The sequence below is a fragment of the Nocardiopsis metallicus genome, assembly GCF_014201115.1.
Taxonomy (GTDB): domain Bacteria; phylum Actinomycetota; class Actinomycetes; order Streptosporangiales; family Streptosporangiaceae; genus Nocardiopsis; species Nocardiopsis metallicus.
In genome coordinates this window covers 7,486,825-7,503,434 of the sequence record NZ_JACHDO010000001.1, presented here as the reverse complement: position 1 = coordinate 7,503,434, position 16,610 = coordinate 7,486,825, and the positions used below count along the sequence as shown (strand labels likewise).

Here is a 16,610-nt window from a genome sequence, read left to right as displayed (position 1 = left end):
GCGTCACCTCGGGGAGGTGTCTCAGGGGGATCGGGGGGTCAGCGGAAGGTGTCCGCGCGGGGGGCGGCGGTGCCCTTGTGGACCCTGCCGTCCTTGATCACCGCGGTGATGTTGTCGGGGTCGCCGGGCAGGGTGATGTCGGTGAGGGGATCGCCCGCGCAGACCACGACGTCGGCCCGCTTGCCGGGTTCGAGGGTGCCGATCTCGTCGGCCAGGCCCAGCAGCGCGGCGGCGTCGCGGGTTCCGGCGAGCAGGGCGCCCATGGGTGTCATGCCGTGCTCCACCAGCAGGGCGAGTTCGCGCAGGTTGCGGCCGTGTCGGCAGATCCCGGAGTCGGTGCCCAGGGCGACACGCACCCCGGCGCGGATCGCGGCGGTGATGTTCTCGCTCAGGTGTTCCTGGAGCTTGAGCTTCTTGGCGACCGCGTAGTCGGCCGATGTGGCGGGGTCGGGCGGGGTGGTGGCGGTGGACAGCGTGGGCACCAGGTAGGCGCCGCGGTCCAGCATCAGCTCGACGCCGCGCTCGTCGATCTCGTAGCCGTGCTCGACGCTGGTGACCCCCGCGGTGAGAGCGTTACGGATGCTGCGGGCGCTCTGGGCGTGCGCGGCCACCGGCACGTCGTGGCTGGCGGCCTCGCGCACGATCACCGCCATCTCCTCGGTGTTGAGCCCGTCGTGCCAGGGGGTGTCCTGGGGACTCCACACGCCGCCGCTGGCCATCACCTTGATGACCTTGGCGCCCTTGCGCATCACCTCGCGGGTGGCGCGCAGGGCCTCGGCGGGGCCGTCGGTGTTGACCGAGACCGCGCCGTCCGGGCCCAGGACCGTGCCGTAGTCGAAGCCGCAGCAGGTGCGGAAGTCGCCGTGGCCGCCGGTGGGGCCCAGCGCCCGGTAGGCGGTGGTGATCCGCGGGCCGGGGACGATGCCCTCGTCGACGGCGCGGACCACGGCCTGGTCGAGTCCGGCCAGGTCGCGGACGCTGGTGACCCCGGCGTCGAGGGTGGCCTTCAGCCGCGGGATGGCGGTGAAGTAGCCGTAGTGCGGCGGCTGGTTGATCAGGTCGGCGGGGTTCATGCCCTCGCCGGACATGGTCATGTGCACGTGGGCGTCCACGAAGCCCGGGAGGATCGTGCCCCCGTCTGCGTCGACCACGCGGTGCGGGGCGGAGATCTCCGGGATCTCGGCCGCCGGACCGACCCAGTCGATCCGGCCGTCGCGCAGCACCAGGGCCCGGTCCGGGCGGGGACCGGTGCCGGTCCCCTCGACCACGCTTCCGTTGCGGACCACCAGAGTCCTGTCAGCCGAGGCCATCGCCGTCACCCTTCCTCCGCGCACGCCGCTGTTCCGCGAGACCAGACCCCGGGCGCACCGGCGCGCAATCCACCAGAAAAACGCAGTTCAGAGCCGCGTTCTTGATCTTGCGGCAACCTATTGCCGGGTTTGGGTAACCTGCTGGAATCGCCGGAAAACAGTTCTCAGGGGGCAGATGTTGCCGGAATCCAACATGCCCAACGAGTTCGACCTGTCGTTGATCAACGCGCTCCAGCTCGCGCCCAGGGCCACATGGGCCGAGCTCGCGCCCGTCCTGGACGCGGACCCCACCACACTCGCCCGCCGGTGGAAGCGGTTGGAGGACGACGGGCTGGCCCGCATCGCCGCCTTCCCGCGCCGCCGGGTGATGGCCCGCAGGCACCTGAGCTACGTGGAGCTGAGCTGCCGCAACGGCACGGTGGAGCGGGTCGCGGCGATCCTGGCCGAGGACCGCGACACCCTCAGCATCCAGTTCGTGGCCGGGTCCCACCAGCTCATGCTCACGGTGGTCCCCGGCGGCGGACTGGCCGACTACCTGCTCAACTGGGTGGGCGGTATCCCCGACGTGGTCTCCTACCGGGTGCACGTGGTCACCGAGGTGCCCCGTGAGGCCTACCTGTGGCAGGTCCGGGCCCTCTCACCCGGGCAGCGGCGCCGGTTGCGCGCCCTGGCCCCCGCCCGCCGGGACTCCCCCGGCAACGAGCACGTCACCGAACTCGACCAGGGCATCGTGGACCTGCTGTGCGCGGACGCCCGGCTGGGCTACCAGACCATCGCCGAACGCCTGGAGATCGCTCCCACAACCGCCGCGCGCCGGATCAACCGGCTGCTGCGCGACGGCCTCCTGGGGCTGCGCTGCGACATCTCCCGTGCGCACATGGGCTGGCCCAGCGCCGCCACCCTGTGGGGCACGGTCGAGCCCGAGGTGCTGGACAGCGTCCCCGACCTGGGGGACCGCGTCCCCGAGGTACGGCTGTGCACGACCATCGCGGGCCCGGAGAACACCCTTTTCATCCTGTGGCTACGCGACGCCCCCGACCTGACCCGGGTGGAGCGCCGGCTGCTGGAGGAACTGCCGGGGCTGCGCATCGCCGACCGGCGGATGACCCTGCGCACCTTCAAGTTCATGGGCGGGGTCACCGACGCCGACCAGCGGTTCGTGCGCTCGGTCCCGGTCCAGCTCCGCTCCCCCGACGACCGCTGACCGCGTTCGCGGTCCCCGGGGCCCGGGGGCGGTCTACTCCGCGGGCAGGACCTCCAGGGCCACCAGGAGTTCGCGGCCCAGGGACTCGCGCTGCTCGGCGTCGTCCTCCCCCTCGACCTCCAGGCGCAGGGCGAACGTGTGCAGCTCCTCGCCCTGCTCGACCCAGCCGACCCACCAGCCCGGCACCGGGTCCACGTTCACGCCCAGGCCGGTCCGGCCGAAGAGCTCGTGGTCCGGGCCTTCCTCCACCTTGAGCAGCTCGCGCAGGGCCTCCTGGTGCTCGACGTCCACGGGCAGTTCCGCGCGGGCGAGCTCGGCGACGAAGGTGGCCTGTTCCAGCGCGGAGATCTCCAACGGACCCTCCAGCCAGAAGCGGCCCATCTCGCCCTCTTCGCCCACCTGGCGGTTGCCGTAGTCGAAGCGGTCCACCCAGGTGGACATCCGCTCGTGCCCGATCCGGTCGGCGACCTCCTGGTGCACCGGGACGTCGGTGGTGGGCAGGGCCTCGCGCAGGCTCAGCTCCTCGCCGTCCTCGGGGGAGATCACCTCGTCCACGTCGGCCACCTCGCCGGTCTGGAGGGCGATCAACGTGTTCGGCAGCTTGAACGTGGAAGCCGGCACCGCGCGCTCGCGCGCCCCCTCCGGGTTCACCACGACCGCGGAGCGGTCCCCGGCGTCGAAGAGGACGAACGTCCCGGTCACCCCCGCCTCGGCGAAGACCGCTTCCAGGTCCTCGCGTTCCACGGTCTGAACGTCGCCCAGGTGGATGGGGTTGCCGACGGTCCCCTGGTCGGGGCCGTTGTCTTCCTCGGAACCTCCGCAGGCGGCCCCGGCCAGCAGGGTGATGGCACACCCGGCCGCGCCGACGGCGAAGAGGCCGGGGGCACGCCCCGGCCTCGCGGTAGCGCGTTCGGTGTCGGTGCGCACTCGTCTCCTCCACAGGCTGATCGACGGAACGTCCACCCACAAAGCTAACCCGTGCGGTTACCCACTGGGGCTGGGTTCGGTCGGTTGGGCGGCGGTTGCGCGCAACCGGCTGGCCAGTCTTGGGCGCCCTGTGTCGCCGCTGCTAGGCTGAACGTGTTGCTGACCCCGTACGGGAGAGAGTCCGCGTATCCAGCGTGGGCCGCCGAAGGAGCAATCCCTCCCCGATGACAACCTCTCAGGCACACCGGACCGTACGGGCGAGACCACTCTGGAAAGCAGGGACGCGTTCCCTCGCCGAAGGTGCAAACCACGCCGAGCGCGCGGTGAAGCTCTCAGGCACCCATGACAGAGGGGGAGGATGGCAACGCCTATCGCACGACACGACGCCCATCCTCTCGGGAGTGCCCATGTCAGAGCCCAGCTCCGCGCCGCGCCTCACGGCGCTGCACAAGATCCACGAAGAGGCCGGGGCCACCCTCGTCGACTTCGCCGGGTGGCTGATGCCGCTCCGCTACGCCAGCGAGACCGCCGAGCACACCGCGGTCCGTGAGGCCGCCGGGCTCTTCGACCTCTCCCACATGGGTGAGATCCGGCTGGTCGGCCCGCAGGCCGCCGAAGCCCTCGACTACGCCCTGGTCGGTTTCCTGTCCAAGGTGAAGGTGGGCCGCGCCCGCTACACCATGATCACCGCCGAGGACGGCGGGGTCCTGGACGACCTCATCGTCTACCGGCTCGGCGAGCAGGAGTACCTGGTCGTGGCGAACGCGGCCAACGTGCCGGTGGTCGCCTCCGCGCTGGCCGAGCGCGCCGCGGGCTTCGACGTCGAGGTCACCGACGAGTCCGCCGCCTACTCGCTGATCGCGGTCCAGGGCCCGCGCGCGGTGGAGATCCTCGCCCCGCTCACCGACGCCGACCTCGACGACATCCGCTACTACGCCGGATACGAGCACACCGTGGCCGGGGTGCCGGTCCTGCTCGCCCGCACCGGCTACACCGGCGAGGACGGCTTCGAGATCTTCGTCAAGCCCGCCGACAAGGCACCCGAGATCTGGGCCGCCCTGATGGCCGGGGGCGCCCGGCACGGGCTGGTGCCGGCCGGACTCTCCTCCCGCGACACCCTCCGCATGGAGGCCGGGATGCCGCTGTACGGCCAGGAGCTCAGCGCCGACCTCACCCCCTTCGACGCCGGTCTGGGCCGCGTGGTCAAGCTCGACAAGCCGGGCGACTTCGTCGGCCGCGCCGCCCTGGAGGAGGCCTCGCGCACCTCCAGGGAGCGGCGCCTGATCGGGCTCGTCGGCCGTGGCCGCCGCCCGCTGCGCAAGGGCCAGGACGTGCTGCGCGACGGAGCCGTCATCGGAGTCACCACCAGCGGCGCCCCCTCCCCGACCCTGGGCCGCCCCATCGCCATGGCCTACGTGGACGGCGACCTCGACACCTCGACCGGCACGTTCACCGTGGACGTGCGCGGCCGGGGCGAGGAAGTCGACGTGGTCGAGCTGCCGTTCTACAAGCGACAGCCGTAGGAAACGGGGGCCGCCACCGCGCGGCCCCGACGACCTGCACGCACCGACGGCTGGATTCCCACGAGGAACCGGCACGGCCGGGGCGTGACCAGGCGTAGGCCGGGCCGGGCCGCCGTACGGGCGCACGGCAGACAAATGGAACACCTCCAAGGAGAGTTGAAGTGAGCGTTCCCACGGAGCTGGGTTACACCGCCAAACACGAGTGGATCGCGGTCGAGGACGGGATCGCCACCGTCGGTATCACCGCGTTCGCCGCCGAGGCGCTGGGCGACATCGTCTACGTCGAGACCCCCGAGGTCGGCAGCGAGGTCACCGCCGGGGAGACCGCGGGCGAGGTGGAGTCCACCAAGTCCGTCAGCGACATCTACTCCCCCGTGAGCGGAGAGGTCGTCGAGGTCAACGAGGGCCTCGAGAACGCCCCCGAGACCATCAACTCCGAGCCCTTCACCGGTGGCTGGCTGTTCAAGGTGCGCGTCTCCGAGGAGCCCGCGGACCTGCTCTCCGCCGAGGAGTACACCAAGCTGACCGAAGGCGAGAACTAACATGACCAGCGACAACCTGCTCAACCAGACCCTCGGTGAGCTGGACCCCGAGGTGGCGGCGGCGGTCGACGCCGAACTCGGCCGTCAGCGCGATACCCTCGAGATGATCGCCTCGGAGAACTTCGCCCCGCAGGCGGTCCTGGAGGCCCAGGGCACCGTCCTGACCAACAAGTACGCCGAGGGCTACCCCGGCCGCCGCTACTACGGCGGCTGCGAACACGTCGACGTCGTCGAGCAGCTGGCGATCGACCGCGCCAAGGAGCTGTTCGGCGCCGAGCACGCCAACGTGCAGCCGCACTCCGGTGCCCAGGCCAACACGGCCGTGTACTTCGCGCTGCTCAAGCCGGGCGACACCATCCTGGGCCTGGACCTGGCCCACGGCGGTCACCTGACCCACGGCATGCGCATCAACTACTCCGGCAAGATCCTCAACGCCGTGGCCTACCACGTGCGCGACGAGGACGGCACCGTCGACTACGACGAGGTCGCCGCCCTGGCCAAGGAACACCAGCCCAAGATGATCGTCGCGGGCTGGTCCGCCTACCCGCGCCACCTGGACTTCGCGCGCTTCCGCCAGATCGCCGACGAGGTCGGCGCGCTGCTCATGGTGGACATGGCGCACTTCGCCGGCCTGGTCGCCGCCGGGCTGCACCCCAACCCGGTGCCGTTCGCGGACGTGGTCACCACCACCACCCACAAGACCCTGGGCGGTCCGCGCGGCGGCATGATCCTGGCCAAGGCCGAATACGCCAAGAAGATCAACTCCGCGGTCTTCCCCGGCATGCAGGGCGGCCCGCTGGAGCACGTGATCGCGGCCAAGGCGGTCTCGTTCAAGGTCGCGGCGAGCGAGGAGTTCGCCGACCGCCAGCGCCGCACGGTGGCGGGTGCGCGCATCCTCGCCGACCGGCTGAACCAGCCGGACGCGGCCAAGGTCGGCGTCAAGGTCCTGACCGGCGGCACGGACGTCCACCTGGTCCTGGTCGACCTGGTCGACTCCGAGCTCAACGGCCAGGAGGCCGAGGACCGGCTGCACGCGGTGGGCATCACCGTCAACCGCAACGCCGTCCCCAACGACCCGCGCCCGCCGATGGTGACCTCGGGTCTGCGGATCGGTACCCCGGCCCTGGCCACACGCGGCTTCGACGACGCCGACTTCGCCGAGGTCTCCGACGTCATCGCCGAGGCGCTCAAGCCCGGGTTCGACGAGGCCGCCCTGCGCGACCGCGTCAGCGCTCTGGCCGCCAAGCGCCCGCTCTACCCCAACCTGTAGCAGTGCCCGCCGTGTGGGCCGCGAAGGCCCACACGGCGCCGGTCACCACGGCCCCATCCCCTGTGCTCAATGAGGAGGACAGCTATGGCCATCAGCGTCTTCGACCTGTTCAAGATCGGTATCGGACCGTCCAGTTCGCACACCGTCGGACCGATGAAGGCGGCCCGGACGTTCGTGTCCGGGCTGCGTACCGAAGGCCTGCTGTCGCGGGTCTGCCACGTGCGGGCGGAGCTGTACGGCTCCCTGGCGCTCACCGGCAAGGGGCACGGCAGCGACACGGCCGTGATCCTGGGGCTGATGGGGCACACCCCCGAGCTCGTGGACGTGGACTCCGTCCCGCGGCTGGTGGAGGAGGTGCGGACCGCCAGCACGCTGTTCCTGGGCGGCCCGGACGGTCCGCGGGTGGCCTTCGACCCCGCCGTCGACGTGGACTTCCGGCGTAAGGAGAGCCTGCCCGACCACCCGAACGGGATGCGCTTCGTGGCGCTGGACGCCAAGGGCGTCGAGGTGGCGGCCAAGGTGTACTACTCGGTGGGCGGCGGTTTCGTCGTGGACGAGCGGGCCGCGGGCGCGGACCGGATCAAGGCCGACGACACCGAGGTCCCCTACCCCTTCGCCTCCGCCGAGGAGCTGCTGGAGCTGTGCGACCAGACGGGCATGTCGATCAGCGCCCTGATGCTCGCCAACGAGCAGGCCTTCGGCCGCACCCCGGCCCAGATCCGCGCCGAGCTGCTGGAGATCTGGACGGCGATGCGCCAGTGCGTGCGCCGCGGGGTCACCACCGAGGGCAGCCTGCCCGGCGGCCTGAAGGTGCCCCGCCGGGCGCACCGGCTCTACCGCCAGCTCGGCGGCAACTGCGACGACCACGGCCTGCTCGCCCCCACCCACGTGGACCCGGACCCGATGCGCGGCAGTGACTGGATCACGCTGTACGCCCTGGCGGTCAACGAGGAGAACGCCGCGGGCGGCCGCGTGGTGACCGCACCGACCAACGGCGCGGCCGGGATCGTCCCGGCGGTCCTGCACTACTACCTGCACTTCAGCCCGGGCGCGGGCGACGAAGGCGTGGTCCGGTTCATGCTGACGGCTGCGGCCATCGGCATACTGTTCAAGCAGAACGCGTCCATCTCCGGCGCCGAGGTGGGCTGCCAGGGGGAGGTGGGTTCGGCCTCCTCGATGGCGGCGGCCGGGCTGGCCGAGGTCCTGGGCGGTTCCCCGGCCCAGGTGGAGAACGCGGCGGAGATCGCCATGGAGCACAACCTGGGCCTGACCTGCGACCCGATCGGCGGCCTGGTTCAGATCCCGTGCATCGAACGCAACGCGCTGGCCTCAGTCAAGGCGATCAGCGCCACCCGCATGGCCCTGCGCGGCGACGGCAGCCACTTCGTGAGCCTGGACAAGGTCATCAAGACGATGCGCGACACCGGCCGGGACATGCACGACAAGTACAAGGAGACCAGCCGCGGCGGCCTCGCGGTCAACGTCATCGAGTGCTGACCGGACTAGCGGTTCAGTTCAGCGCGTGAAAAGTGCGCAGGGCAGCGGCGATGGCCTCGATATCGCCGAGTTTTCCCTCGGCGACGTCGAGGACGAAATGCTCGGCGCGATCCACATCGACAGGTTCCGCCAGGGGCCACCCGTTCACTTCGAGGAAGGTCGCCGCGGAGTTCCACGCGGCTCGCTTGTTGCCGTCGAAAAACACATGGTTTCTGGCCAGGGAGTGCATCAACGCAGCGGCCTTCTCAAAGATGCCCGGGTAGTGCTCGTCCCCGAACGAAGACCCCATCGGGCGGTGGACCGCACTCTCCAGCAGCCCGGTTTCGCGAACCATGGCAGGGCCCTGGCCTTCCTGGGCCAGGGCCATGGTGGTGATTTCGATGACCATCGCCGAGTCCAGGTAGAAGACGTCGTCCACCTACTTGGCGAGCCTTTCGTTGAGCTCGGCGGAGAGGGTGGTGACGCGCTTTGCCGCAGCCTCGAAGCGGCGACGACGGACATCGGCGAGCACGCTCTCCCGCATCTCCTGGACCAGCTCCTGCGGTGACCGCTGCTCAGCGGCAGCTGTCTGCCGAATCTGTTCCGACTCCGCCTCCGTGAACTCGATACCGAGCGCGGACATGCTCACCCCCTGTAGTACACGTCTGGCTACCAGAGTACACACAGGCGCCGAGAGACGGATCTGATCTTCCCAACGGGAATCACCTGGGGACATCTCGGGTTGTACCAGGCGCACGGTCGACAACCGGGCTTGAGCCTCCCACCCGCTCGCCCCGTCGACCGTCACCCCGGGTCTGGTGGCTTGAGCTCAGCTCGCCACCAGACTCGCCCCTTTGACCGCATCCGGCCATCGCGCTCGGACCGGGCCGTCCGAGTTCGGATTTCCAGCGGATCGGCCTGCCCCGTCCGCCTTTCACGAAGAACGCCGGGGATTTCTCACTTCAATTCCGAAAACCCCGCGAATTCACACCATCCGCGAATGGTATAGATTTCGGCCGTGACCTCCAGAACCCTTTCCCCAGTTATGCGCGTGCTCGCCCCCACCGCCGCGCTGTCCCTGTTTCTCTCCGGCTGCGGCCTCGTCAACGGTTCCTCGGGCGAGGAGGAAACCACCGCGGCCTCGGCCGAGTCCCCCGCCGAGGAAGAAGCCCCTCAGGAAGAGGAGACCGAGGAGGAGTCCGGGGAGGAAGCCTCGGACACGCCTTCCCTGGCCGACCCCGGGATCCTCACGGCCAACTGCGGTGTGCGGGAGGGGTGGGTCGAGTACACCCTGTACTCCGACACCGCCGAGCGGATTCTCCATGCCCGCTTCGACATCCTGGGCGTCGACCGCGCCGAGTCCCCGGACCTCTCGCACGGCCGGGCGGTGGACGCCGGTATCGCCCTGGGCACCTCCTGTCACCAGGACGCGCCGCCGCTGTTCCCCGAGCGGCACCTCGTCCTGGTCACCTTCAGTGAGGAGGTGAACGGTAACGACGTCAAGGGGTTCGGGGTCCTGTCCGAGGACGGCGTGTTCACGGCGCTCAGCCCCGAACAGGAGGTCGGCGACTTCGCCACCCCGATCAACTACGACCACCCGGTGGCCGACCCGGAGCGCGACAGAATCCTCTTCGTGCAGGACGAAGGCGGGAGTGAGCACACCATCCACGCGATGGACCTGGAGAGCGGGGAGATCACCGACCTCGACGGCACCTGCGCCAGGATGCGCTGCGACCAGCTCACGGTCGTGCCGGGGATCGACGCCGCCGTGCTCTACGGGCACCACTTCGTCGGCATGGCCGTGACCGACGACGGCGCGGGGTTGGTCGGAAGCGTCGACTCGCACCTCGCGCACTACTACGACCTCAGTGACCAGGTCGGCGCCGACGTGGTCGATCTGACCCGTGACGGCATCAACTCGAACCGCTCCTCCGACGTGCGGGTGGACCCGACGGCCTCCTTCCAGGCCTTGGACGACGGGACCCTGATCTTCGACGACAACGTGCTGAGCGTCATGGAGTTCACTTCGCAGACCCCCGCGGAGTACGAGGCGGCGAACGAGGGCGTCATCTACATCGAACAGGAACCGCTGCCCGCCGACCGGACCCTGATCCCCGAGGGCACCCGGTCCAACTCCGCCGCCTTCGTGTCCCACGACTCCTCCGAGGTCCTCTTCCGCTCCAAGGCGCCGAACGGCGACACCAGCTGGTACCGGGTTCCCGCAGACGGATCCAGTGAACCTGAGGAGTTCCCCGGGCTGCCCGCGGACCTCAACGCGATCCTGTCCTGGACATAGCACGCGAAAGGGGTCGGCGCGCGGTGCGCGCCGACCCCCGCTGTATCCCGGAGCGCCTCAGGCCAGGCTGCGCCTGGGGTTCTTGGCCGGGGCGGTCATGGACATCCGGATGACCGTGGGGACCTGGTCCAGTTCGAGGGCGCCGCGCAGGTTGGCGATCGCCTCCGAGCGGACCCGCTGCCACACGCTCGCCACGTCGGCGTCGTCCTCCAGGGTCAGCGCCAGCCGCAGGTGCGGCCGGTCGCTGGACTCGGTGAGGCGGGCTCGGGCGCGGCGAACCCCCGGGTAGTCGGCGACTTCCTGTTCCAGGGCGCCGCGGGCCACGCTCTCGGTCATCTCGACGTTGCCCGCGTCGTCGCGCTCCAGGAAGAGCCGGCCCACCGTGTCGTTCATGCCCTGCACCATCAGCCACCGCAGGGCCAGGAAGCCGGCCACGAAGGCGACGGCCACCGCCGCGTAGGGCACCCACCGCTGGGCGAGCAGCTCGTTCACCTGGTCCCCGAGCAGGGGCGAGGCGGCCAGGTCACCCCCGAACAGCCCCTGCCCCACCGCCAGGGCGGACAGCCCCCCGGCCAGCAGTACCGATCCGACGATCACCAGGCCCAGGCGATTGCCCCGGGCCGACCTCCGAGACCTGTCGCGCGCCATGGTCAACCCTCCGCGTATCGAACGTGCGTGGCGATCCGCATGCTGCGCAGCGGTGCCAGTTCCTCCAGACGGTGCTCCACGGCCGCGGTCACCTCGGCGGGCAGCCCGCGTGACTCGCGCATACCGGTGCGCACGTGCACCCGGAGCTTGTTGCCGCGCACGGCCACGTTGACGCTGTCGACCCCGCTCACGTCCTGGGCGGCGGCGGCCACGGCCCGGCGCAGCGCGGGCCGGGTCAGGCCGACCACCAGCGCCGGGTCGTCGGTGCGCAACGCGGTCCACCGGCTCTGTCCGGGGGCCAGCGCGACCACGATCAGGGCCAGGCCGATCAGTGCCAGGACCCCCGAGGCGATCTGCACGGAGGGTTCCGACCAGGTGGTGGCGGCCGCGTAGTCGGTGGCCGCGCCGACCGGGATCAGGCGTAGCGGGTTACCCGCGAGAGCGGCGATGACCTCGGCGGCGGCGACCACGGCCACCACCAGGATCACGAGTCCGGTGAGCACCGCGGGCCAGGAGCGGCGCGGCCGGAACGTGTGGACTGCGACCCGCTTGGCGCGGCGGTCGAGCCCCTGGCTCGGACGACCGAGCACCTCTTCCACGGTGGTCATGTCAGCGCACCAACTCCGCGATCTCGATGTCGATGTGGTGGACCTGTTTGCCGGTGATCCACTCGAGCCGGTTCTTGACGTGTTCGCGTACCGCCTGGGCGACCTGGCGGGTGGGCCGAGGGTAGTCCACCTCGACGCGCAACCGCAGGAGGACGACCTCCCCGCTGACGCGGGCGCGGGCCGCCCTCGAACGCGCGGCCCGCGCCCCGGGGACCTCTCCGACGGCCCTGGCGGCCGCTTTCTCGATCACGGCCCCCGGGATGTCGGTGCGGCCTCCGGGGTCCCGCGTGTGGGCGTGCTTTCCGGGCCCCTCCCACGGGGGCGCGGCCACCCGTTGGCGGGGGACCGTATCGCTCCGAACGCCGACCACGACCTCACCCCTGTCTACGCCGACCGCCGTGTGAACATCTCGGCGAGGTCGATCTCACCCTCCATCGCCCGGCCCGCGACGAACCCGACGAGGCCGAGGACCAGAACCAGCGCGAAGGCGGGGAACCCGCCGAACGCCGCCGCGAGCCCGAGCACCGTCCCGTAGGACAGTCCAACAATGGGCCACATGGCTACCCCCTCTAATCAGAACACCCTGCTTGTAGGTCTGTGTTCAGCTGGCGGTGGTGCGTGCGCCGTCACCGAGGCCGGCGACCACGTCCTCCACGGACACGTGGACGGCGCGGCCGCCGGACAACGGGGCCAGGCCCCGGCGGATCTCGGTGGCGATCTCCGGCAGCGGACGCCCGTAGCGCACGACCACACCGACCTCGACGTAGCCGTCGCGTACCGTCACCCCCCGGATCCGTCCCCCCGGCACGGCCGTGCTCAAGGTTCCGAAGGCCCCGGAGGACAGTTCGACCACGTCGGGAAAGCCCGTGGCCGCCTCGGCGATGGTCCGTGCGGTCTCGCTGCGGGCGTCGCTGCCGGCCACGGCTAGCGGACCCTGGGCTCGGAGTCGCCCTCGTCGGCGGACTCCTCGTCCCCGGGCAGGTGGATGTCGTCCACCTTGATGTTGATCTCGGTGACCTCGAGGCCCGTCATCCGCTCGACCGCGTTGGTGACGTTGCGGCGCACCGCGGCGGCCAGGTCCTGGATGGCGGCGCCGTACTCGACGACCACGTCGATGTCGACGGCGGCCTGGCGCTCCCCGACCTCGACCGAGACCCCCTGGGCCACCGAGCCGGAGGAGCTGCCGCCGCTCACGGCGTCGCGCACGGCCCCCACCATGCGGGCGGTCCCACCGCCCATGGCGTGGACACCGCCGATCTCACGGGCCGCCATCCCGGCGATCTTGGCCACGACACCGTCGGCGATCTGGGTGTGGCCTTGCTGCTCGTCCCGGTTGGCGGCGTTGCGCTTACCGGCGGCCTCGCGGGCGCTCGGCACCGCGGCTTCGGTCTTCATGTCCGACACTGGTCCCCCTACGCAGTGTGCAAAACAGTGTGCAAACCGTCCTGGAGCCTTCTACTTCTTCTTGAAGACGTCCTTGATCTTCTCCCCCGCGGACTCGAACGCGTCCTCGGCCTTGTCCTTGAGCTCCTCGGCCTTGCCCTTGGCCTTGTCCGCGGCGTCCTTGGCCCCGGCCTTGGCCTGGTCGGCCTTGCCCTCGAACTCGGTACCGCGGTCGCCGGTGACCTTGCCGAAGGCTTCCTTGCCCTTGCCAGCGGCGTCGTCGAAGTGCTTGCCCATTTGTGCCCCCTGATCAGAGTCGGTTCGACTCAGGGTTGATGGACCGAAACCCAGGTCGGCCCGGGTCGGGACGACCGGAGAGGTTTCGACCTCATCACACCATATACGCACTCTATGTAGCCAACAAGGTACTGAGAGGCATAAATTGCTGGTAGAGAGGGTCATGGTCTTACCATCCTTGCCCCAAAACCCCCTCCGGAACCCCGCCTGGGCCAGAAAAACGTCAAGGGTGCCAGAAGGCACCCCTGAGCGTCCGAAATCAAGTTGTCCCCGGCCGCGTCGCCGGGTCGTCGGTCCTGGTGGCCCTAGTCGAAGATGACCGTCTTCTCGCCGTTGAGCAGGACCCGGCGCTGGGCGTGCCAGTTGACGGCGCGCGCCAGGGCCACCGACTCCAGGTCGCGGCCGATCGCGGTGAGCTGCTCCGGGCTGTGCGTGTGGCCGACCCGGGAGACCTCCTGCTCGATGATCGGGCCCTCGTCCAGGTCGGCCGTGACGTAGTGGGCGGTGGCGCCGATCAGCTTCACCCCGCGTGAGTGCGCCTGGTGGTAGGGGCGGGCGCCCTTGAAGCTCGGGAGGAAGGAGTGGTGGATGTTGATGATGCGCCCGGACATCTTGGTGCACAGCTGCTCGGAGAGCACCTGCATGTAGCGGGCCAGCACCACCAGGTCGACGTCGTAGGAGTCGACCAGCTCCAGGATCCGCCCCTCCTGCTCGCGCTTGGTCTGCGGGGTGATCGGCAGGTGGTGGAAGTCCACGCCGTAGGAGTCGGCCAGGAACTCCAGGTCGGGGTGGTTGGAGACCACCGCGGCGATGTCGATGTCCAGCAGCCCGCTGCGCTGGCGGTAGAGGAGGTCGTTGAGGCAGTGCCCGAACTTGGACACCATCACGATCATGCGCGGGCGCACGTCCCGGGCCTGCAGGTCCCACTCGACGAACGAGTCGCCGGGGCCGCTGCCGAAGTCCCCGGCCAGGGAGGCGAAGGCGCCGCGCAGCACGTCCTCGTCGACCGCGCCGGAGGTCCCGGACTCGGCCACGAACTGCATCCGAAGGAAGAAGCGACCGGTGAAGTGGTCGCCGTACTGCTGACTCTCGGTGATGTTGCACCCGTGGTCGGCCAGCAGGTTGGCCACCGCGGCCACAATGCCCCTGCTGTCGGGGCAGGCAAGGGTCAGGACGTACTCGCGCTCGCTCATGAAAGGAACCACTCCCGGGGTCGACCGGCCGATCAGCCGTGACGCCCCAGGATATCGAGCGCACGGAACCGGTGAAGTCGTTCCCGGGGTATCCCGTGTCACCTGCGGCTACGGCGGAAGTTCTCCGAAGGCCGCAAAATCGGACCCTTCGGTCAATATGAAAGACATTCATGTTCTGGCATCCTCAAGACATGACTAGCCTGCGTGAGAAGTACGAGGCCGCCACGCGCGAAATCCAGGCCCCCTTCGCCATGGTCGACCTGGCCGCCTTCCGCGCCAACGCGGCCGACCTCACCCGCCGCGCCCACGGGCGCCCCATCCGGGTGGCCAGCAAGTCCGTGCGCTCCAGGGAACTGCTGCGCACCGCCCTGGCGCTGCCCGGCTACGCGGGCGTCATGGCCTTCACCCTGCCCGAGGCGCTCTGGTTGGCCACCGCGGGCCCCGAACCGGTCAGCGACGACATCCTCGTCGCCTACCCCACCGCGGACACCGACGCCCTCACCGAACTGGCCTCCGACCCCGCCGCCGCACGCGTGATCACACTGATGGTGGACGGCACCGCTCACCTCGACCTCATCCGCGCCGCCGTGGCCAAGGCCGACCGCGGCCCCGACGCCCCGCCGGTCCGGGTCTGCCTGGACATCGACACCAGCTGGCAGCCCCTGGGCCCCGGCGTGCGCGTGGGCGCCTACCGCTCCCCCGTCCGCACCCCCGCCCAGGCCGCCGCGCTGGCCCGCGCCCTCGTGCTCCGCCCCGAGCTGGAACTCGACGGGATCATGGCCTACGAAGGGCAGATCGCCGGAGTGGGCGACGCTCCCCCCGGCCGCCCCCTGTACGGGCGCCTGCTACGCGCCGTCCAGCGCCGCTCCGCCCTGGAACTGGCCAGACGCCGGGCCGCGATCACCCGCGCGGTACGCCGGGTCGCCCCGCTGCGCTTCGTCAACGGCGGTGGCACCGGTAGTCTGCACACCACCGGACGCGAACGGGCGGTGACCGAACTGGCCGCCGGTTCCGGCCTCTACCAGCCGCACCTGTTCGACCAGTACCGGTCCTTCAGCGGCCGCCCCGCCGCGCTGTTCGCGCTCCCCGTGGTCCGTCGGCCCGCCCCGAACGTGGCCACCGTCCTGGGGGGCGGCTACCCGGCCTCCGGTCCCGTCGACGCCCACCGCGCCCCGGTCCCGTACCTGCCCGCTGGCCTGTCCTACAGCGCCACCGAGGGCGCGGGCGAGGTCCAGACCCCGCTGATCGGCGAGGCCGCCCGGGACCTGGCCGTCGGCGACCGGGTGTGGATGCGCCACGCCAAGGCCGGTGAGCTCTGCGAGCGCTTCGACACCCTGCACCTGATCGACTCCGACACCGGGACCTACGAGGGCGCGGTGCCCACCTACCGGGGCGAGGGCCAGACCTTCCTCTGAGGCCCGCCTCTGACCGGCAGAGCCCCGACACGACCGAACCGGGGCAACGGGACGGGGCCCGCGCGATCCCTCGCGCGGGCCCCGTTCCGGACTGTCGGGGGTCGGTGCGGTTACTTCCGCTTGCGGCGGACCGCCCAAGCGACGACACCCACCGCGATGACCGTCCCGACCCCGGCCACGAGGATCAGCGCCTCGGGCGGCAGCTGACCGCGTGACTGGTAGGTGGTTACCACCTTGTCGTCACCCTTGATCACGATGCTGCCCTCCTCGGGCCGCACCAGGTGGCTCTCCACACGCACCGCGCCGCCGCCGAGCACGAGCGCCCGGGCCTCGTCGAAGATCCGGGTCCCCCGCTCCTTGGCCTTCGCGACCTGGCGCCGGGCGATGTTGGCCGGGCGGGCCTGCACGCTGAGCTCGTCCAGGGTCTCCGCCAGCCGACGCTGCTCCCGGTTGATCTCAGCCTGGATCTCGTCGGGGGTCTGGCGCGGTTCGGTGTCGCTCTCCGCCATTCGGCTGCC

At 70.5% G+C, this 16,610-nt stretch carries 20 protein-coding genes and 1 riboswitch; of the genes, 7 read left to right on the top strand and 13 right to left on the bottom strand.

What is annotated here, in order from left to right; all coding sequences use genetic code 11:
- Positions 1-38: 38 nt before the first annotated feature.
- A complete protein-coding gene (locus HNR07_RS33040; protein ID WP_184370651.1) occupies positions 39-1,310 on the bottom strand; it encodes a metal-dependent hydrolase family protein in 1,272 nt (423 codons plus the stop codon).
- 193 nt (positions 1,311-1,503) lie between these two features.
- Here HNR07_RS33040 and HNR07_RS33035 point away from each other — a divergent pair, with 193 nt between their 5' ends.
- On the top strand, positions 1,504-2,514 hold the full coding sequence (locus HNR07_RS33035; RefSeq protein ID WP_246420613.1) for an Lrp/AsnC family transcriptional regulator: 1,011 nt from the start codon (positions 1,504-1,506) through the stop codon (positions 2,512-2,514).
- A gap of 33 nt (positions 2,515-2,547) precedes the next feature.
- Here the strand turns inward: HNR07_RS33035 and HNR07_RS33030 are convergent, their stop codons facing one another.
- On the bottom strand, positions 2,548-3,441 hold the full coding sequence (locus HNR07_RS33030) for a class D beta-lactamase (RefSeq protein ID WP_184370634.1): 894 nt from the start codon (positions 3,439-3,441) through the stop codon (positions 2,548-2,550).
- A gap of 160 nt (positions 3,442-3,601) precedes the next feature.
- A riboswitch (glycine riboswitch) is annotated at positions 3,602-3,703 on the top strand.
- Between the two features lie 145 nt (positions 3,704-3,848).
- Here HNR07_RS33030 and gcvT point away from each other — a divergent pair.
- The 4 genes from gcvT (at position 3,849) to HNR07_RS33010 (ending at position 8,273) form a co-directional block, all read left to right on the top strand.
- Positions 3,849-4,964: a glycine cleavage system aminomethyltransferase GcvT gene (gcvT, locus tag HNR07_RS33025; RefSeq protein WP_184370631.1), complete on the top strand. Its 1,116-nt coding sequence runs from the start codon at positions 3,849-3,851 to the stop codon at positions 4,962-4,964.
- Between the two features lie 161 nt (positions 4,965-5,125).
- On the top strand, positions 5,126-5,506 hold the full coding sequence (gcvH, locus tag HNR07_RS33020; RefSeq protein WP_184370629.1) for a glycine cleavage system protein GcvH: 381 nt from the start codon (positions 5,126-5,128) through the stop codon (positions 5,504-5,506).
- A 1-nt stretch (position 5,507) separates the two neighbouring features.
- Positions 5,508-6,776: a serine hydroxymethyltransferase gene (locus HNR07_RS33015; RefSeq protein WP_184370626.1), complete on the top strand. Its 1,269-nt coding sequence runs from the start codon at positions 5,508-5,510 to the stop codon at positions 6,774-6,776.
- Between the two features lie 84 nt (positions 6,777-6,860).
- Positions 6,861-8,273: an L-serine ammonia-lyase gene (locus HNR07_RS33010; protein WP_184370622.1), complete on the top strand. Its 1,413-nt coding sequence runs from the start codon at positions 6,861-6,863 to the stop codon at positions 8,271-8,273.
- Between the two features lie 13 nt (positions 8,274-8,286).
- Here HNR07_RS33010 and HNR07_RS33005 read toward each other — a convergent pair whose 3' ends face one another.
- Positions 8,287-8,691 carry a type II toxin-antitoxin system death-on-curing family toxin gene (locus tag HNR07_RS33005; RefSeq protein ID WP_312894040.1) on the bottom strand — a complete coding sequence of 135 codons (405 nt, stop codon included), beginning with the start codon at positions 8,689-8,691 and terminating at the stop codon, positions 8,287-8,289.
- Entirely contained in the window at positions 8,692-8,895 is a 204-nt protein-coding gene (locus tag HNR07_RS33000; RefSeq protein ID WP_184370619.1) for a hypothetical protein, read from the bottom strand.
- A 375-nt stretch (positions 8,896-9,270) separates the two neighbouring features.
- Here HNR07_RS33000 and HNR07_RS32995 point away from each other — a divergent pair, with 375 nt between their 5' ends.
- Entirely contained in the window at positions 9,271-10,548 is a 1,278-nt protein-coding gene (locus tag HNR07_RS32995) for a hypothetical protein (RefSeq protein WP_184370616.1), read from the top strand.
- A 57-nt stretch (positions 10,549-10,605) separates the two neighbouring features.
- Here HNR07_RS32995 and HNR07_RS32990 read toward each other — a convergent pair whose 3' ends face one another.
- The 8 genes from HNR07_RS32990 to purU all read right to left on the bottom strand — a co-directional run bounded on the left by HNR07_RS32990 (position 10,606) and on the right by purU (position 14,677).
- Entirely contained in the window at positions 10,606-11,196 is a 591-nt protein-coding gene (locus HNR07_RS32990) for an Asp23/Gls24 family envelope stress response protein (protein ID WP_184370613.1), read from the bottom strand.
- Between the two features lie 2 nt (positions 11,197-11,198).
- Positions 11,199-11,804: a DUF6286 domain-containing protein gene (locus tag HNR07_RS32985; protein ID WP_017584136.1), complete on the bottom strand. Its 606-nt coding sequence runs from the start codon at positions 11,802-11,804 to the stop codon at positions 11,199-11,201.
- A gap of 1 nt (position 11,805) precedes the next feature.
- On the bottom strand, positions 11,806-12,174 hold the full coding sequence (locus HNR07_RS32980; protein ID WP_376769967.1) for an Asp23/Gls24 family envelope stress response protein: 369 nt from the start codon (positions 12,172-12,174) through the stop codon (positions 11,806-11,808).
- A gap of 14 nt (positions 12,175-12,188) precedes the next feature.
- Positions 12,189-12,362 carry a hypothetical protein gene (locus tag HNR07_RS32975; RefSeq protein ID WP_017546417.1) on the bottom strand — a complete coding sequence of 58 codons (174 nt, stop codon included), beginning with the start codon at positions 12,360-12,362 and terminating at the stop codon, positions 12,189-12,191.
- Positions 12,363-12,405: 43 nt separating this feature from the next.
- Positions 12,406-12,726: an Asp23/Gls24 family envelope stress response protein gene (locus tag HNR07_RS32970; RefSeq protein WP_184370610.1), complete on the bottom strand. Its 321-nt coding sequence runs from the start codon at positions 12,724-12,726 to the stop codon at positions 12,406-12,408.
- 2 nt (positions 12,727-12,728) lie between these two features.
- The gene (locus HNR07_RS32965; protein WP_221319003.1) at positions 12,729-13,199 is read right to left on the bottom strand and encodes an Asp23/Gls24 family envelope stress response protein; all 471 of its coding nucleotides are present in this window, start codon (positions 13,197-13,199) and stop codon (positions 12,729-12,731) included.
- Positions 13,200-13,259: 60 nt separating this feature from the next.
- The gene (locus HNR07_RS32960) at positions 13,260-13,484 is read right to left on the bottom strand and encodes a CsbD family protein (protein ID WP_184370604.1); all 225 of its coding nucleotides are present in this window, start codon (positions 13,482-13,484) and stop codon (positions 13,260-13,262) included.
- A 305-nt stretch (positions 13,485-13,789) separates the two neighbouring features.
- Positions 13,790-14,677: a formyltetrahydrofolate deformylase gene (gene purU, locus HNR07_RS32955; protein WP_184370601.1), complete on the bottom strand. Its 888-nt coding sequence runs from the start codon at positions 14,675-14,677 to the stop codon at positions 13,790-13,792.
- Positions 14,678-14,868: 191 nt separating this feature from the next.
- Between purU and HNR07_RS32950 the strand changes: the two genes are divergently transcribed.
- Complete coding sequence (locus HNR07_RS32950) at positions 14,869-16,092, top strand: alanine racemase (protein ID WP_184370598.1); 1,224 nt, start codon at positions 14,869-14,871, stop codon at positions 16,090-16,092.
- Positions 16,093-16,202: 110 nt separating this feature from the next.
- Here the strand turns inward: HNR07_RS32950 and HNR07_RS32945 are convergent, their stop codons facing one another.
- Entirely contained in the window at positions 16,203-16,601 is a 399-nt protein-coding gene (locus HNR07_RS32945) for a DUF3618 domain-containing protein (protein WP_184370595.1), read from the bottom strand.
- Between the last annotated feature and the right edge of the window lie 9 nt (positions 16,602-16,610).

Bases quoted from the DNA above. Each gene is read 5' to 3' on its own strand.
- HNR07_RS33040 (WP_184370651.1), bottom strand. From the start codon at position 1,310: ATGGCCTCGGCTGACAGGACTCTGGTGGTCCGCAACGGAAGCGTGGTC.
- HNR07_RS33035 (WP_246420613.1), top strand. From the start codon at position 1,504: ATGCCCAACGAGTTCGACCTGTCGTTGATCAACGCGCTCCAGCTCGCG.
- gcvT (WP_184370631.1), top strand. From the start codon at position 3,849: ATGTCAGAGCCCAGCTCCGCGCCGCGCCTCACGGCGCTGCACAAGATC.
- HNR07_RS33015 (WP_184370626.1), top strand. From the start codon at position 5,508: ATGACCAGCGACAACCTGCTCAACCAGACCCTCGGTGAGCTGGACCCC.
- HNR07_RS33010 (WP_184370622.1), top strand. From the start codon at position 6,861: ATGGCCATCAGCGTCTTCGACCTGTTCAAGATCGGTATCGGACCGTCC.
- HNR07_RS33000 (WP_184370619.1), bottom strand. From the start codon at position 8,895: ATGTCCGCGCTCGGTATCGAGTTCACGGAGGCGGAGTCGGAACAGATT.
- HNR07_RS32990 (WP_184370613.1), bottom strand. From the start codon at position 11,196: ATGGCGCGCGACAGGTCTCGGAGGTCGGCCCGGGGCAATCGCCTGGGC.
- HNR07_RS32985 (WP_017584136.1), bottom strand. From the start codon at position 11,804: ATGACCACCGTGGAAGAGGTGCTCGGTCGTCCGAGCCAGGGGCTCGAC.
- HNR07_RS32975 (WP_017546417.1), bottom strand. From the start codon at position 12,362: ATGTGGCCCATTGTTGGACTGTCCTACGGGACGGTGCTCGGGCTCGCG.
- HNR07_RS32965 (WP_221319003.1), bottom strand. From the start codon at position 13,199: ATGAAGACCGAAGCCGCGGTGCCGAGCGCCCGCGAGGCCGCCGGTAAG.
- HNR07_RS32960 (WP_184370604.1), bottom strand. From the start codon at position 13,484: ATGGGCAAGCACTTCGACGACGCCGCTGGCAAGGGCAAGGAAGCCTTC.
- purU (WP_184370601.1), bottom strand. From the start codon at position 14,677: ATGAGCGAGCGCGAGTACGTCCTGACCCTTGCCTGCCCCGACAGCAGG.
- HNR07_RS32950 (WP_184370598.1), top strand. From the start codon at position 14,869: ATGACTAGCCTGCGTGAGAAGTACGAGGCCGCCACGCGCGAAATCCAG.
- HNR07_RS32945 (WP_184370595.1), bottom strand. From the start codon at position 16,601: ATGGCGGAGAGCGACACCGAACCGCGCCAGACCCCCGACGAGATCCAG.